Origin of the sequence: Streptomyces sp. NPDC053560 (genome assembly GCF_044544605.1) — a bacterium.
Lineage (GTDB): Bacteria > Actinomycetota > Actinomycetes > Streptomycetales > Streptomycetaceae > Streptomyces.
The window spans coordinates 1-15,793 of the sequence record NZ_JBITXI010000005.1 but is presented as its reverse complement, the minus strand read 5'-3'; the positions used below and the strand labels follow the sequence as shown (position 1 = coordinate 15,793).

The 15,793-nt window shown below is 71.9% G+C and carries 16 protein-coding genes; 14 read left to right on the top strand and 2 right to left on the bottom strand.

All coding sequences use genetic code 11. The features are described from left to right. Nucleotides 1–28 precede the first annotated feature (28 nt). Entirely contained in the window at nucleotides 29–670 is a 642-nt protein-coding gene (locus tag ACIGQF_RS12545; protein ID WP_399708732.1) for a hypothetical protein, read from the top strand. 22 nt (nucleotides 671–692) lie between these two features. Here the strand turns inward: ACIGQF_RS12545 and ACIGQF_RS12540 are convergent, their stop codons facing one another. Continuing rightward, on the bottom strand, nucleotides 693–833 hold the full coding sequence (locus tag ACIGQF_RS12540) for a hypothetical protein (protein WP_399708729.1): 141 nt from the start codon (nucleotides 831–833) through the stop codon (nucleotides 693–695). A gap of 39 nt (nucleotides 834–872) precedes the next feature. Here ACIGQF_RS12540 and ACIGQF_RS12535 point away from each other — a divergent pair, with 39 nt between their 5' ends. The 8 genes from ACIGQF_RS12535 to ACIGQF_RS12500 all read left to right on the top strand — a co-directional run bounded on the left by ACIGQF_RS12535 (nucleotide 873) and on the right by ACIGQF_RS12500 (nucleotide 9,503). Further along, nucleotides 873–1,991, top strand: coding sequence for a radical SAM/SPASM domain-containing protein (locus tag ACIGQF_RS12535; RefSeq protein WP_399708726.1), 1,119 nt, complete (start codon nucleotides 873–875; stop codon nucleotides 1,989–1,991). Then, entirely contained in the window at nucleotides 1,988–2,590 is a 603-nt protein-coding gene (gene tmk / locus ACIGQF_RS12530; protein WP_399708723.1) for a dTMP kinase, read from the top strand. The genes ACIGQF_RS12535 and tmk overlap by 4 nt, the downstream gene beginning before the upstream one ends. A 14-nt stretch (nucleotides 2,591–2,604) precedes the next feature. Next, complete coding sequence (locus ACIGQF_RS12525; protein WP_399708720.1) at nucleotides 2,605–3,426, top strand: endonuclease/exonuclease/phosphatase family protein; 822 nt, start codon at nucleotides 2,605–2,607, stop codon at nucleotides 3,424–3,426. A 29-nt stretch (nucleotides 3,427–3,455) separates the two neighbouring features. Continuing rightward, a complete protein-coding gene (locus ACIGQF_RS12520; protein ID WP_399708717.1) occupies nucleotides 3,456–3,806 on the top strand; it encodes a MazG-like family protein in 351 nt (116 codons plus the stop codon). Between the two features lie 783 nt (nucleotides 3,807–4,589). Next, nucleotides 4,590–5,147: a MarR family winged helix-turn-helix transcriptional regulator gene (locus ACIGQF_RS12515; protein WP_399708714.1), complete on the top strand. Its 558-nt coding sequence runs from the start codon at nucleotides 4,590–4,592 to the stop codon at nucleotides 5,145–5,147. Beyond that, nucleotides 5,144–7,744: an MFS transporter gene (locus tag ACIGQF_RS12510; RefSeq protein ID WP_399708711.1), complete on the top strand. Its 2,601-nt coding sequence runs from the start codon at nucleotides 5,144–5,146 to the stop codon at nucleotides 7,742–7,744. Before ACIGQF_RS12515 ends, ACIGQF_RS12510 begins: the two co-directional genes overlap by 4 nt. Nucleotides 7,745–7,944: 200 nt before the next feature. Next, nucleotides 7,945–8,565 (top strand): ScbR family autoregulator-binding transcription factor, encoded by a 621-nt coding sequence (locus ACIGQF_RS12505; RefSeq protein ID WP_399708708.1) that lies wholly within the window; start codon nucleotides 7,945–7,947, stop codon nucleotides 8,563–8,565. Then, nucleotides 8,562–9,503: an NAD-dependent epimerase/dehydratase family protein gene (locus ACIGQF_RS12500; protein WP_399708705.1), complete on the top strand. Its 942-nt coding sequence runs from the start codon at nucleotides 8,562–8,564 to the stop codon at nucleotides 9,501–9,503. The genes ACIGQF_RS12505 and ACIGQF_RS12500 overlap by 4 nt, the downstream gene beginning before the upstream one ends. A 64-nt stretch (nucleotides 9,504–9,567) precedes the next feature. On the opposite strand, the gene ACIGQF_RS12495 is transcribed toward ACIGQF_RS12500, so the two are convergent. Continuing rightward, a complete protein-coding gene (locus tag ACIGQF_RS12495) occupies nucleotides 9,568–10,704 on the bottom strand; it encodes an IS701 family transposase (RefSeq protein WP_399708702.1) in 1,137 nt (378 codons plus the stop codon). A gap of 350 nt (nucleotides 10,705–11,054) precedes the next feature. On the opposite strand from ACIGQF_RS12495, the gene ACIGQF_RS12490 reads away from it, so the two are divergent. The 5 genes from ACIGQF_RS12490 to ACIGQF_RS12470 all read left to right on the top strand — a co-directional run. Next, nucleotides 11,055–11,624, top strand: coding sequence for a TetR family transcriptional regulator (locus ACIGQF_RS12490; RefSeq protein WP_399708699.1), 570 nt, complete (start codon nucleotides 11,055–11,057; stop codon nucleotides 11,622–11,624). Between the two features lie 277 nt (nucleotides 11,625–11,901). Then, nucleotides 11,902–12,885, top strand: a complete 984-nt coding sequence (locus ACIGQF_RS12485) for a ScbA/BarX family gamma-butyrolactone biosynthesis protein (RefSeq protein WP_399708696.1) — start codon at nucleotides 11,902–11,904, stop codon at nucleotides 12,883–12,885. A gap of 371 nt (nucleotides 12,886–13,256) precedes the next feature. After that, on the top strand, nucleotides 13,257–14,384 hold the full coding sequence (locus ACIGQF_RS12480; RefSeq protein WP_399708693.1) for a sensor histidine kinase: 1,128 nt from the start codon (nucleotides 13,257–13,259) through the stop codon (nucleotides 14,382–14,384). A gap of 26 nt (nucleotides 14,385–14,410) precedes the next feature. Continuing rightward, nucleotides 14,411–15,109: a response regulator transcription factor gene (locus ACIGQF_RS12475; protein WP_399708690.1), complete on the top strand. Its 699-nt coding sequence runs from the start codon at nucleotides 14,411–14,413 to the stop codon at nucleotides 15,107–15,109. Between the two features lie 205 nt (nucleotides 15,110–15,314). Next, a partial coding sequence (locus ACIGQF_RS12470; protein ID WP_399710116.1) for a biotin carboxylase N-terminal domain-containing protein occupies nucleotides 15,315–15,793 on the top strand: 479 nt, incomplete at its 3' end.

Sequence of the window (15,793 nt, the reverse complement as noted above, 5' to 3'; positions counted from 1 at the left end):
CAACACGACGCCAGAGGAGTCAGACACCATGCCTGCCGAAACGGCACCCAGCCCGCGCACGTGGGGACCGAACGACATACCCGTCCCGTATGTCGCAGCGTGGACTGGCGAGTCCGTCATGCACATGGGCCTGTCTGTCCAACCAGACGGCAAGGGGCTGTGTTTCGCCAACGAGGAGCCAGCCGATCGCGACCATCAAGGCGTGCTGTGGGCCCGGCTCACCGACGCCCCGGGCACAGGTACGCCCAGGTTTCCGGTGATGCACTCGGCCCGCCAACGCCGCGCGATGCGGGAGATGTTGTGCCAGGTGTGCGCCGGCCCTGCGAGCCGGACGTCCCGCGGCTGGCTTTTCCTCCTCACCCACGAGCCGGCCGATGGTGCCGTGACGAACAAGCCGCCGCTCTGCGAGCCGTGCGTCGGCGTCGCTCTGGGCCACTGCCCACGCCTGACGGACCCGTTTGCCGTCCGGGTTCGCCGGCCCCGTGTCTGGGGCGTCTTCGGCGACCAGTGGGCGCGCGGGTCTGGAGGCATCCTCGCCCCGCTGCCCACCGACGGCTACATGCCGTACGGGCATCCGTCCGCGCGGTGGTTCCTCGCGACGCACCTCGTGTTGGAGCTGGACCGCATGACCCGTGTCCCCCTCCCAGCCGGTGAACGGAGCACCCCGTGAGACAGCGCATCGCCCAAGTTCTCTACTGCTCGTTCCTCGTCGCGCTCGCGGTCTGGTACGCCACGACGCGGCCCGACATCTGACCGGGTGCCACCACATTGAGCCCCGCGTCCTGGTCGAGCTGGTAAGGGCGCACGGCCGGGACGCGGTTCCACGTCGCCACTCAGGCGGCTATCCATCACCAGTCACGCCAGGAGGCGAGATGACGGCACGTGCGATCGACCGATCCGGGCAGGCCACGTCGTGCTACTTCCGCACGACGGTCGACCACCCCAACCGCAAGGCGTTAGTGCAGATTTGCGAGCCGTGCAACGAGACGTGCGCGCACTGCTTCGTGTCCGCGACGAAACGCGGCGAGTACATGGCCCTGGACGTCATCCGGGACCGGCTCATTCCGCAGCTCGCCAAGGCCCGAGTAACGCGCGTGACGTTGACCGGCGGTGAGCCGTTCATGCACGCCGACCTCATCCAGATCGTCGCCGAGTTCCGCGCGGCCGGGATGAGCGTCGGCGTGTGCACGAACGCCACGATGGCGACCGCCCATCAGATCGCGCGGCTCGCCGAGCTCGACGCCCACATGAACGTCAGCCTCGACGGCTTCTCTGCGGACTCGCATGGAGTCTTCCGGGGACGTCGGGAGGGCTTCGACGAGACGATCAGCAACACCAAGCGGTTCGCGGAGGCCGGCATCCTGCAAGGGCTGCTGTGCACGCCGAACACGCTCGCCGAGGACCACGAATACGGCCAGCTCTGCGAGTTCGCGAAGGAGCAGGGCGCCAAGTATGTGCTGATGAACCCGCTGGGCTCGATGGGGCGCGGCGCCTCGCGCAGCGCGCAGAACAAGCTCCGCCGCCGCGACGAGCACATGAACCGCATCCGGGATCTGGCGATGCCGTTCGCGGACGACGAACTTGACCTTGCGCTGATCCGCTTCCCCAACACCGAGAAGCAGCCCCTCGGCGGATGCGAGGCGGGCACGATCATCTACGTGTTCACCAAAGGCGAGGTCGCGATCTGCCCGTACCTCGTGTTCGCCGCACGGACCCGCGTCAGTCAGCACCCCGACACGGACTTCCTCGCCGGGAACGTGTGGACCGACGACGATGTCGCCGAACAGCTCGACGCCTACGGCAAGTTCAGCGACCGGTGGGACCTGGGCGCCAACCCGACGTGCGGCGGCTGCTCCATGAACTCGGCCTGCGGGAAGGGCTGCCCCGCGGCCGTCGTGGCGGCCGGTGAGCGCATCGGCGCCGTGGACACCGAGCAGTGTCCCGTCGTGCCCGAGCAGTCCCGCGGGCTGCCCGTGGTGGGTGTGTCGTGACCGGCACCGGCAGGTTCGTGACGATCGACGGCCCGGGCGCCGTCGGTAAGTCCACGGTGTGCGCGGCCGTCGTCGACGAGCTCCACGCTGCCGGCGTCGACGTGCACAAGACGAGGGAGCCGAGCGACACTGTCCTCGGCAAACTGGCGCGGCACGGAACGGACACCTTCCGGGGCATGACGTTCGCTTGCCTGATCGCGGCCGACCGGTATCACCACGTCGAGACGGAAGTCCGGCCCGCTGTGGCGCGCGGCGCAACGGTGGTGTGTGACCGTTACGTTGCCTCGTCGCTGGTGCTCCAGGTCATCGACGGAGTTGCGCGTGATGCCGTGTGGGAGCTGAACCGTCACGCCGACATGCCCGATCTGGCAGTCATTCTCAACGCCCGCGCAGACGTGATCGAGAAGCGCCTGACCTCGCGGGGGTCGCACAGCCGCTACGAGCGGGAGCCCGGCGGTACGGAGCGGGAGTGCGGGCACTTCCGTGAGGCCGCTAGGTTCCTCATGGCCACCGGCGTCCGCGTCCTCCAGGTCGACGCGGGCACCGCCGGCCCGGAAGAGATCGCCCGTGACATCGTCGCGGCGATCAACGAGCTGTGAAGGAAGGGCAGCGCATGACCCGGTGCGACGTGCTGACGTTCAACCTCAACAACCCGAGCCGGGAGCGGGCGGAGCGTCAGCTCGCCTACCTCGCGGCCCGGCCGGAACCCGTCCTGGTGCTCACCGAGACAGCGGACAGCGCGGGCTGCACGCTCCTCGAGGAGCGGTTCACCGCGGCCGGGTACAGCGTGACGTTCCCCCGGCCGGAGCAGCGTGGGGAGCGGGGCGTAATGGTCGTCAGCCGTCTCGCCACGCGGCCCGGGCCGGTCTCCGTCGGCTACCTGCCGCACCGCGCGGTGTCGGTGACGGTCGACACCGACACCGGGCCGTTGGACGTCGTCGGCCTGTACGTGCCGTCCCGCGACGCGACGGAGGCCAAGACGGCACGCAAGCGGACGTGGCTGGAGGAGTGCGTCACGGCCCTCCCGAAGGGTGGTGAGGCCGCCCGCATCGTGCTGGGTGACTTCAACGTGCTGGAGCCCGGGCACCGGCCGCACTACAAGTTCTTCCGGCCGTTCGAGTACCGGTTCTACGAGCACTTCGCCGCATCCGGTTACGTGGACGCCTTCCGGGCGCTGCACCCGGACGTGGACGACTACTCGTGGGTCGGGAGGACCGGCGACGGCTACCGCTACGACCACGCGCACGTCTCGACCGCGCTCGCCGGCCAGCTCGTCGGCTGCGCCTACGTCCACGAGCCGCGGACCATGCCGGACCGCCTGACGGACCATTCGGCGCTGGCCGTGCAGCTCGCCGTCACGGTGCCCGGCCTGCTGCCGGTGACCGACCCGACTCAGCCTGAAACGGTCGCAATGGCCGAAATGGCGCTGTTCTAACCGCAAGCGAAATCGAGTGAAAGGCCACGATGGACGCCGCCACCTGGGACAACATCAACAAGCTGCGGGCTTGGCTCGATAGTGAGGCCAGCCTTCCCCCTGGCACGGACCCCCGGATTATGCGGGTGCTCAAGATTGGTGAAGAGTTTGGCGAAGTCGTGGAGGCTGTGCACGGCGCGCTCGGCGCGAACCCGCGCAAGGGCCAGTCGGAGAACGGGTGGGACGACGTCCGCGAGGAGCTGTGCGATACCGCCGTGACGACTCTGCTGGCGCTGGCAACGGTGACTGCCGAACCGGGGAAGGCCCTCGATGAGCGACTGCGATTCCTTGTCGAGAGAAACACCCAATCCGTCAACGCTGCGGCTACGAAGGTCAGTTGAGGGACTGGCGCCTCGTCGAGCGAGCCCGCCGATGTGCGCCTCCCTTGACTTGATGTTTCCGTGAAGATGCGTCAGGTCACGGAATGTTGCCGCACGACAGCGGTAAGAGTAGACGTGTCACATTCCAGCCATACCGGTTGTAGTGTGACCGTCCGTCGCCCCCGCGGGGAGGTCACGGCGGACGTGCGAGTCTGGCCATGCTCCGCAAAGCTGCCAGACACGCGAGGGGCCCGACGTCGGTGACGTCGGGCCCCTCTTCCCGTACTGGACGCGTGCTCCCGATGCGCTCCCACGGGAGCACGGCGCCGGGTGGGTTCGGGCTGAGACGGCCTGATGCGGGCTGAAACGGGGACTGTTCCCGCTGGTGAGGGAGTCGTCGCAGGTCAGGCGGGATTCCGGTAGCGGTTCAAGTCCGGCTCCGGGCACGCCTCTCCCGAGTGCGCGAGCGCCGCTGCCGCCGTGGCGGCGACGCGGGGCGGGCGCGCGGCGCATCCGTCGGCGCCGGGTCCGTGCGACGACGAGCGGATCGCAAGAGTAAAGACTCGCCAAGTCGCCACAAGGTCTGTGTGGTCGACAATCTCGGCGTTTGCTGCCGGTTTCAGATGTCCTTTTGTTTCTTGTTTGCCTTTTCCTGACTCCCTACTGAGGCCTTTCCGTCCACCCCTTTACGGAGGCGAGGCGGTGCCCGTCCCGGCGCCGCGGTCCCGGCTTGCTGAATACAAGCAACATCGGGGAGACTCCATTGGTAGCTACAAGCAACCATGAATGCAAGGGGGAGGGGCGATGGATGACGCCGTCCGCGCCCGGGAGGAAGAGGGGGCCGGCGCCGCGGTGACCGCGGCGCGCCTGGAGCGGGCGGCCGCCGGGCTGGGCTCGGAGATCGTACGGTTCGGACGGCTGGTGACCGCCTGGCGGCGGAGCGCCAAGACGGACGCCGGCGCCGCCGACCGCGTTCTGCTGGCCAAGCTGGTCAACAACGGGGACCGGCGCGCCACCGACCTGGCGGCCGACGCCCTGCTCGACCTCTCGACCGTGAGCCGCCAGGTGCGCTCGCTGGTGGACCGGGGACTCGTCGAGCGCTACCCGGACCCGGAGGACCGCAGGGGAACGCTCCTGCGCGCCACCGACGCCGGGCACGCGGCCTTCGGCGAGTACCGGCGGCAGCGCGACAGCAAGCTGGCCGCGGTACTGGAGCCCTGGCCCGAGGAGGACCGGGAACAGCTGGTCCGGCTCATGGGCCGCCTCAATGACGATCTGGAGGAGGCGCGGCACGTCCGCCCCTCGTCCGAACCCGCGGAATGCCGGGACACCGCCGTGAAGGAGAAAGACGCAGCAGCGTGAGCACCACGAAATCCCCCCACATATCCGGGGCGGCGCCGAAGGCCGGGGCCGGGGCCCTCAGTCACCGGCAGATTCTGACCATCCTCAGCGGCCTGATGCTGGGCATGTTCCTGGCCGCTCTCGACCAGACCATCGTCTCCACGTCCATCCGGACGATCGCCGACGATCTGCACGGCCTCAGCCAGCAGGCCTGGGCGACCACCGCCTACCTGATCACCTCGACGATCGCCACGCCGCTGTACGGCAAGCTCTCCGACCTGCACGGGCGGAAGCCGTACTACCTCGCGGCGATCACCATCTTCGTCGTGGGCTCGGTGCTGTGCACCTTCTCCACCTCGATGACCGAACTGGCCGTCTTCCGGGCGATCCAGGGCCTCGGCGCCGGCGGCCTGATGTCGCTGGCCCTGGCGATCATCGGTGACATCGTCCCGCCGCGGGAACGCGCCCGGTACCAGGGCTACATGCTCGGTACGTTCGCCACGTCCAGCGTGGCCGGGCCGCTCATCGGCGGCGCGCTGGCCGGCCAGGCCACCCTGCTGGGCATCACCGGCTGGCGCTGGGTCTTCCTGGTCAACGTGCCGGTGGGCATCGTCGCGCTCTTCGTGGTCGCCAAGGTGCTCAACATCCCGCACACCCGCCGCGACCGGCGGATCGACTGGTGGGGCGCGCTCACCATCGCCATCGGCGTGGTGCCGCTGCTGCTCGTCGCCGAACAGGGCCGCGAGTGGGGCTGGGACTCGACGCGGTCCATCAGCTGCTACGTCATCGGCGTGCTGGGCATCATCGCCTGGATCTTCGTCGAGCGGCGGATCGGTGACGACGCGCTCATCCCGATGCGGCTGTTCCGCAACGGCACCTTCAGCAAGACCAGCCTGCTGTCCGTGTTCATCGGCATGGGCATGTTCGGCGGGATGATGATGATCCCGCAGTACCTCCAGATCGTGAAGGGCTCCAGCCCCACCAAGTCCGGCCTGGAGATGCTGCCGCTGATGGCGGGCATGATGATCGCCTCGATCGTCACCGGCCAGATCACCTCGAAGACCGGCCGCTACAAGATCTTCCCGGTCATCGGCACGCTGCTGATGGTGGCGGCCCTGCTGCTCTTCCACTTCCGGGTCCAGTGGGACACCCCGCTGTGGCAGACCATGGTCTACATGGTCGTCTTCGGCCTGGGCCTGGGCTCCTGCATGCAGACGCTGGTGCTCGCGGTGCAGAACGCCGTGCCGCCGGGCGACATGGGCGTGGCGACCGCCTCGTCCACGTTCTTCCGTCAGATGGGCGCCACCGCCGGTACCGCGATCTTCCTGTCCCTGCTGTTCAGCACGGTCGGCGACAAGATCTCCTCGGCCTTCAGGGCGGCGGTCTCCACCGACAGCTTCCAGGCGGCGCTGCACGACCCGGCGGTCCTGCGGGACCCGGCCAACAAGCCGGTGCTGGAGATGTTCCAGGGCTCGGGCGGCGGCGGTTCGCCGTCCGTCCTGAACGACTCCTCGTTCATCCAGCACCTCGACCCGCGGCTGGCCGAGCCGTTCAAGCGCGGCTTCACCGACTCGATGCACGGCGTGTTCCTGCTGGGCGCGATCATCATCGCGGTGGCGTTCGTGCTGGTGCTCTTCGTCAAGGAGGTGCCGCTGCGGCAGGTCTCCGGCCTCCAGGCGCGCGCCTCCGAGGAAGCGGGCGAGGCGGCCGGCGCCGACGCGGCCCGTACCGGGACGGCTGTTGCCGCGGACGCGGTGGCCCCCGCCGCCGGTACGGAAACCGTGGCCGACGCCGCGCCCGACCCTGTGCCCGCGCCGGCCGGCGCGCTTCCGGCCAGTGCCGGTCCGCTCACGGGCCCCGGCATCGCCGGCCAGGTGCGCGACGGCCAGGGCGACCCGCTGGCCGGCGCAGCGGTGACGCTGATCGACATCGGCGGCCGCCAGCTCGGCCACGCCCGTACCGCGCAGGACGGCAGCTACGGCCTGTCCGCTCCGGGGGCCGGGACGTACGTCCTGATCGCGTCGGCCGGCACGCGCCAGCCGCAGGCGGCGACCGTGGTGGTCGGGGACGAGCCGGTCCAGTACGACCTGGCGCTGAAGGGCGCGGCCGGGCTGACCGGCCAGGTGCGCGACAGCCGGGGCGCGGCTCCGGTGCCGGGCGCACTGGTCGTGGCCACGGACCTGCGGGGCGACGTGGTCGCCACGGCCGTGGCCGGCGAGGACGGCGCCTTCGTCTTCGCCGACCTGGTCCCGGGCAGCTACACGCTGGCCGTCAGCGCGGCGGGTCACCGCCCCGCGGCGCTCCAGGCCGAGGTCGGTTCCGGCGAGGCCAACTGGTACGAGGCGCGGCTCGCGCCCTGTGCCCGGGTCACCGGCACCGTGCGGTCGCCGAAGGGCGGGCCGCTCGCCGAGGCGCGGGTGACCCTGCTGGACCCGGCGGGCAACACGGTGGGCTCCGTCATCACCGGTGAGGACGGCGCGTACGCCTTCACCGACCTGGACGGCGGCCAGTACACGGTCATCGCCAGCGGATACGCGCCGGCCGTGGCGTCGCTGCGGCTGGAGGACGGCGGCCGTACCGGGTTCGACATCGATCTGGCCCACGACACGGTGGCCTGATGGACGGGCCGGGCACGCCACCCGCGAGGGGGTGTGCCCGGCCCGTTCCGTTCTCCGGAACCGCCCCGGCGCGGGCGCCGGGAAATGTGGGGATGCCGTGTGGGCGTGCTCCGCGGCCATTTCGGTGAAGTGGACGGGCGGTAACATAGAGGTCAGTCGTTTTCTTTACTGAGTGGGCTGGAGTACCGGTGGCGCGAGCAATGCAGGACCGAGCGATCCGTACGCGAGGTGTCATCTTGCGCGCCGCCGCCCAGGTCTTCGACGAGTACGGTCTCGCCGGCTCCAGCATCAGCAAGATCATGACCGCGGCGGGCACGACCCAGGGCGCGATGTACTTCCACTTCAAGTCCAAGGAGAACCTCGCCCGCGCGGTCATCAACGAGCAGGCAGCCGATCTGGCGCTGCCGAAGCAGCCCGAGGGGCTGGCGCAGCTGATCGAGCTGACGTTCTTCCTGGCCCGCCAGATGCAGAGCAACGTCCTCTTCCGCGCGGGCGTGACGCTGGCCGTCGAGCAGGGCCAGGTCGGACTGCGGGACTTCAGTCCGTACGACATGTGGGCCGACCTGTTCCGCGGGGAGCTGGAGGCGGCCCGCGGCAAGGGCGATCTGCGGGACGAGGTGGAGGTCGCCGACGTGGCGCAGCTCCTCGTCGCCGCGTATACGGGTTCGCAGGTGATGTCGAACCTGCTCACCGGCCCCGACCGGGCCGACCTGCCGGAGCGGATCGGCCGGATGTGGCGCTACATCCTCCCGGGCATCGCCGAGCCCGACAGCCTGCCGGAGCTGATGGAGGTCGCGCGGCGTTCGGGCGCCGCGGCGTGACGCGCACCGTACTGCTGAGCGGGGCCAGTGGTTTCATCGGCTCCGCCGTGCGCGCGGCGCTGCGCGAGCGCGGCGAGGACATCACCGTACGGGCGCTCTCCCGGACGGGCGGCCCCGGCGCGGTGCGCGCCGACCTGACCGCGCCGGACTCCCTGCGCGGCGCCGCCGAGGGGGCCGACGTCCTCGTGCACCTGGCCTCCCGGGTGTCGGGCGAGGAGGCGGCGTGCCGGGCGGTGAACATCGTCGGCACCGGAGCGCTGCTGCGGGAGGCGGAGCGGGCCGGGGTGCGGCGGATCGTCCATCTCTCGACGGCCGCGGTGTACGGGCCGGGGCCGCACCGCGGGATCGCCGTGGACGAGATCGCGCCGGCCCCGGTGTCCGCCGCGAGCCGTACCCGGCTGGCCGGCGAGCGGGCGGCGCTGGACGCGGGCGCCGTGGTGCTGCGGCCTTATCTGATCACGGGCGCGGGGGACCGGTGGGTCGTGCCCGCGCTGGCCGAACTGGTCCGCCGGGTCCCGGCGCGGTGGGACGGCGGCGACGCCCGGCTGTCGCTGGTCGACGTGCGGGACCTCGCGGCGCTCATCGCCGGACTGGCCTGCGGTGACGCGGAGGTGGCGAGCGGCGTGCACCACGCGGCCCACCCCGAGCCGGTGCGCCTCGGTGCCGTACTGGACGCCCTCGCCGGCCTCGGCGTGCTCCCCGCCGTGCCGCGGGAGAGCTGGGACTGGGAGCGCTGTACGCAACAACTGCGCGAGCGCCCAGGCACCATGAGCGAGCGTCAGCTGGAGCTGTTCGCGCGCGAACACTGGTACCGCAGCGAGGAGATCTGGCGGCTGGCGGGCGTGCCGGCCGGCCCCGGCCCGCTGCACCGCCTCGCCGAGGCGGCCCCCTGGTACGTGGCACACCTGGCCGGAGCGGCGGCCGGCGCCGGCGCCTGAGCCGCGCGGCGGGGGGCAGCGGACGGCCGGTGCGGCGGTCAGCGGAGCCCGGTACCGGAGCTGCTCAGGCCGCCTGCTGCCAGGCGGCGGCGGCCGTCCGGACGTGGTGCGCGTGGGCGGCGGAGACGAGCGTCATGTGGCGGTGCCAGCCGGGGTAGGACCGGCCCTCGAAATCGTGCAGTCCGTGGTCCACGAGCGAGTCGGCCGCGGGGGCGAAGGGGACGGTCAGCAGGTCGGCGAGGGCGGCGAGCCGCGCGGCCGGCAGGTCGGTGAGCCAGATGTGGCGCGGCCCGCCGTCGGGCGGCCAGGTCGCGACGGGCTGGAGGGGGCGCGGGCTGCCCGGGACGTGCACCATCGCGGGCGCGAGGCGCAGGTGTGAGGTGGCCGGGCCCAGCGGAGCGGTGGCGGCGCGGCCCAGGCGCTGCAGGAACTGGCGTGCCGGCAGCGCGCCGGTCGGCTGCGGCCCGCGCACGTGCCGGGTGGGCCGCAGCAGCCCGATGGTGACCGGCGTGGTGGCCGGGACGCGCAGCGCGAAGCCGTGGCCGCGCGCGGTGAGCGCCGCCAACAGGGGTTGTACGCCCGTGTGATGGGCGGCGGTCGCCAGGACCGGTACCTCGAGCGCCGCGGGGTGGTCCAGCAGGTCCAGCGTGAGGTCGTGCGGCGCCCGCGAGCGCTCGGACTCGGGTACGCAGACCCGGGTGCGCAGCCGTGCGTCCTCGCTCCAGCGGCCCGGCAGGTGCAGCCGCCAGTCGAGGGGCGTGGTGCCGTACTCGGTGGCCAGGAACAGCCCGAAGGCCCACTGGCAGCCCAGGGTCCGGCCGCTGGCGGGGTCGAAGCGCCGGTGCACGCCGACGGAGTGCTGCCCGCGCTTCGGGATCAGCACGGGCGCCGGAACCAGCGCGCGCGGCGGGAGTTGGCGTACGCACCAGTCGGCGAGACGCCGGCGGACCGGCTCCCAGCGCCAGGTGCTGGCGTTGACGATCTGGTGCAGCGACTGCCACGCGGTGTCCGAAGTGCTCACCGTCCAGGCCATGTTGCGTACGGACTTCTTCCCCGGAGTGGAGCACAGGCCCCGGAGATAGGCGGTGGCCCACCGGCGCTGGTCGGCGCGCGGAAGGTCCTGGAACAGGTGCCGAGCCAGGTCGTCGGCCGGGTGGTGCGGCACGGGCCGTACCGGGCCGCTCCCGTGATGCTCGGTCATGGCGGCTCCCTTCGAACATGCGGGCAGAGTCGTCCGGGCCAAAAGAATAGCGAACAACCTCTATTTTTTTGAAGGGGGTGTGCACGGGTCGCGTGACAGCGCCGCTCCACGGCCGTTGACCTGCCAAAGCCGTCGCGGCGCGGCGTCGCGGGGTGTTTCGTGGCATGTACAGCGGGTTAACGTCTCTTTCCACGGGGATTGCGGTGAGGACGTGCGGCCGAGGGGTCGGCGCTGTGTTCGCGGTGTCTCCGTCCGAAAGCCCCCGATCCCCTTCAGGCCCGGCCGCCCGGACGGCGGCTGCCGGGTGAGGTCTGTCGAATTGGTGGCATCAGATGAAGCAGGAACGCGCAGTGGTCACTCGTGAACGCCTGACGCGTGCGGCAGCAGGGGAGTTCGCCCGCCATGGATACGCGGGTACGTCGCTGCAGGGCGTGTGCAAGGAGGCGGACGTCTCCATGGGTGCGCTGACCTTCCACTTCCGGGCCAAGAGCGAGCTGGCCGAGGCGGTCGCTGAGGAGGGGGCCGCCGAGACCGGGGCCGTGGTGGCCCAGGCGGGGGAGCGGGGCGACGATCCGCTGGCCGCCATGACCGGCCTGGCCTGCGACCTGGCCGACCTGCTGACCCGCAGCGCCACGGTCCGCGCGACGGTGCGGCTGGAGGAGGAGCGGGTCGTGGCCGCCGGCGGGTGGCAGGCGGTGTGGGAGCCCGCGGTCCGCGCCATGCTGGAGGCCGCGCGGCAGCGCCGGGACCTGACCGCCGAGGTCGAGGTGGAGACCGTGGTGCAGCTCGCCGCGCACCTGCTGAACGGCGCCGCCGTCGCCCTGCACGCCCGGCCCGACTCCGACGAGTCGGCGGCCCTCGCGCACATCTGGGCCGCGGTCATGCGCGGCATCCGCGCGTCGGCGGCGGTGGTGCGCTGACGGCGTGCCCCGCCGGTCGTGGCGGCTCGCGGCGGGGCTCCGGCGCGCACAGTTCGGCGTGATTTACCTGCTGTACGGGCGGAATGACTCGTTCCTGAAATGCGTGGGCGAAAGACTTCGGACAGCAGGCTGGCTGGTCACTGCTGGTGCGGGTGGGGTTGAAGCGATTCAGCGGGCCGGCCGATGGTCGACAAAAAAAAGAATGCCCTCTATGTTATGGCGTGCCACGACCCAGCTGCCTTGTGCGTCCAAGCACAACGAGGGAAAGGATGCTGACGTGCCCCGGATCGCCACCGTCACACACGCCGCGACTCGCTACGAGGCCATTCCGCAGCAGTTCGTCCACAAGCTCGACGCGGACGAAGTACTGCTCACGGGATGGCGCAAGACCGGCCCCGACATCTACGAAGTGCTCGCCCGCCGGCCCCACACGCACAGCTTCTACCTGAGCGGCAACGGGAGTTACGACCCCCTGCTGTTCGCCGAGACCGTCCGCCAGCTGCTCCCCCTGCTCTCCCACGCCGCCTACGGCGTGCCGCTGGGACACCAGCTGATCTGGGACGACTTCACCTACAGCATGGACGCCGCCGCCATGGAGGCCGCGGATTCCGAGATACCGGTGCGGCTGGTCGTCCGCTGCACCGCCGTCACCCGCCGCAGCGGTCACGCGTCGGCCATCGTCCTGCACGCCGAGGCGTACCAGGGCGGCCGCCGGCTCGGCGAGGCCCGTACCCGCTTCACCGTGCACAGCGCCGCCGTCTACCGGCGGCTGCGCGGCTCCTACGCCGACGCGCACCGGGCCATGGCCGACGCCGTCCTCCCCGGTCTGCCGCTGCCGGCCCGGCGGGTGGGCCGCGTCTCCCCCTACGACGTCGTGCTCTCCCCGGACGCCGTGACCGGCCGGTGGCAGCTGTGTGTCGACACCGGCCACCCGGTCCTGTTCGACCACCCGGTCGACCACGTGCCCGGCATGCTGCTGCTGGAGGCCGCCCGTCAGGCGACGCAGGCCATGGCCGATCCGCTGCCGGTCGTCCCGGTGACGATGCACACCGAGTTCCACCGCTACGTCGAGCTGGACGCCCCCTGCTGGGTCGAGGTGGAGGCGCTGCCCGCCGACCCGTCGGGCCGCTGCCGGGTGCGGGTGAACATGCGTCAGCACGGCGTCGTCTGCTTCGCCGCCGACATCAGCGTGGAGCGGGCGCCGGGCTCCTTCCCGCTGCCCGTGCTCGCCCCGCGCGAGGCCGCCCCCGCCCTCGTCTGAACCGGCCGGCCCGCGGCGCAGCCGCCGCCCGCCCGCCGCGACGTCCCGCGCCTCTCACCCGTGCACCCCCTTTCCCCTGCGCCTTTCCCGTGGTGAGGGGTGCGCGGAAGCCCGCACCAGGACGCCGTCACCGCTGCCCGGACCGCACCGCGCCCCTGCCGGGGCGTGTGCCCGCGCGTTCCGCGGCCGTGGTGACGCCCTGGGCGTTTTTCTCTCCTAAAAACATAGAGGTTGTTCGCATTGTTTAACTGGCGTTCAGCCCGTCGTGCACGAGGAGCAGCAATGACCGCACGTCCACACCGTGCGCCGGCGCAGACCACCCAGTGGTGCGCCGACCGGTCCGGCCCGTCCGCACCGGAGGAGAACCACTGATGGACCCGGCATCCACCCTGCTGGCGGACGTCTTCACCAGCGCCCTCAACGAAGGACTCAGCCGCGCGACCGCCACGCGCGGCCGCCCGCTCGGCGCCGTGCCCGACGATGCGGCCGCGCCGCGCCGGGAGTACCGGAGCGGCGGCCCGGCGGCGGACCCGGCCGACGCCGCACTGCACCGCTTCGCCGTCCTGCTGCGCTCCCGGCCCGGCCGGCTGCCGGGCGCGCCGCCCGAAGACGGCGAGATCCGGGCCCTGTTGGCGCTCGCCCGGCAGGCGCTCGACAGGGGCGCCGGCCGTCCCGCGCGGCAGCGGCCCGTGCTCTCCGCCGTCCCGGACGCGGGCGCCCCGGAGCCTTCCGCGGCCCCGGCCGCCACCGACCTCCCACCGGATCAACTGCTCGCTGCGGCAACGCTGTTGACCGAGTGCCTGCTCACGCAGGGCATGAGCCCCGAGGCGACGGCTCCGCTCCTGCGGGCCGTCCGGGAGACCTTCGCCGACGCCACGGGCCCCTGCCCCCGGGCGGTCGACGCCTGGCAGGGCCGCCGGGAACTCGCCCGGGACGTCCACGACCGCCTCGTCACCCCGCTGGCCACGGCGCTGGACCACCTGCGCGCCCGGACCGGCACCGCACCCGACTCCGAGCGCCTGCCCGCCGCGTACCGCCTGATCGCGCAGGCCGCCGAGAACGGCCGCGACCTCGTGGCCGGACTGCACGCGCGCACCCCCGTACCCCGCCTGCGCGAAGCCCTGGAGGACTTCCTGCGCGGGCTGCCCGACGGCCCGGAGGTGCGCTGGCACCTGTCCGGGGACGAGACCACCCTGCCCGAACTCTTCCGGCGCGAACTGCTGCTCGTGCTGCGGGAGGCGCTGCTCAACGCCCGCACCCACGCCGCGGCGGCGAGCGTGACCGTCACCGTCCGTACGACCCGCAGGTGGGCGCATGCCCAGGTCTGCGACGACGGACGGGGGTTCGACGTCGCCCACACGCTCTCCGCGCGTCCCGCGCATGGACTGCGGGCCATGTCCGAGCGCATCGAATCGGTGGGCGGACGGCTGGCGGTCACCAGCCGCGCCGGCGACGGCACCCGTGTCGACGTCCACCTGCCCCGCTACCAGGCCGGCTGACCGCCGAAAGAGAAGGGGAACCGACCATGCCACGCATCACCGCCGTCATCGCCAGCGAGAACGCCCTGCTGCGGGACGCCCTCACGGTCCTGCTCCACGCCCAGCCCGGCCTCCGCCTCCTCGGCCACGCCACCGGCGAGCACGAAGCCCTGCGCAAGGCCGTCGCCCTGCGCCCCCAAGTGATCCTCCTGGAGCCCTGGTCGGCGCCGGGAAGCGCCGTGCGCACCGTACGCTCGCTGCGCCGCCTGGTGCCCGACACCGTCGTACTGGCGCTGCCGGGCGGCGGCACCCGGACCGATCACCACGCCCTGCGCGCCGCCGGCGTGCACGGCTACCTGCCGCGGGACGCGGGGCGGGAGGCGCTGCTCGACGTGCTCGGGGCGCTGTTCCCCGCCGCGGTGTCCGGCGCCGGAAGCGCCCCGCACACCGCACTGTCCCGGCGCGAGCGGGAGGTGCTCAGCGGCGCGGCGGCCGCCATGACCAATCAGCAGATAGCCCGCGGGCTGGGCATCACCACCGGCACCGTCAAGCGTCATCTGCACACCACCTTCCGCAAGCTCGACGCCGTGTCCCGGCTCGACGCGGTGGCCAAGGCGCTCGCCGCCGGACTGATCAGCGCGCCGGGCGCCGCCCGGCCGCCGGCGCCGGAGCGCCCGCCCGGCCCCGCGCCGCTGCCGGACCCGCCCGGCGGTGCCGGCCGCCCGTGGGCGGTCCGGGCGGCATGACGGCTTCCGGTACCGCACTTGTCATTCCGTTGACATTCTCCGCGCTTTCTTGAGATCCCTGACCGAGTTCTTGAAAAGGAAACCTTGTGCGGCGTCATTCCCGTGAAGAAAAGTGGGTGGCACGTCCGGTGCATTGATCTGGAACCGCTGGCCCCGAAGGCGCGGAACACCGGGTATGACAATTCCCGTTGAGGAGGGAATCATCGTGCGCAAGGTGCTCATCGCCAATCGTGGCGAAATCGCTGTCCGCGTTGCCCGTGCATGCCGGGACGCCGGGATCGGAAGCGTAGCGGTCTACGCCGAGCCGGACCGGGATGCCCTGCACGTCCGTGCGGCGGATGAGGCATACGCCCTGGGCGGTGACACTCCTGCCACCAGCTACCTGGACGTCGCCAAGGTCCTGGCCGCCGCGGCCGATTCCGGCGCGGACGCCATCCACCCCGGCTACGGCTTCCTCTCCGAGAACGCCGAATTCGCCCAGGCCGTCCTGGACGCCGGCCTGATCTGGATCGGCCCGCCGCCGCACGCCATCCGCGACCTGGGCGACAAGGTCGCAGCGCGCCACATCGCCCAGCGTGCCGGCGCCCCGCTGGTCGCCGGCACCAAGGACCCCGTCTCCGGCGCGGCGGAGGTCGTCGCCTTCGCCGAGGAGCACGGCCTGCCCATCGCCATCAAGGCCGCCTT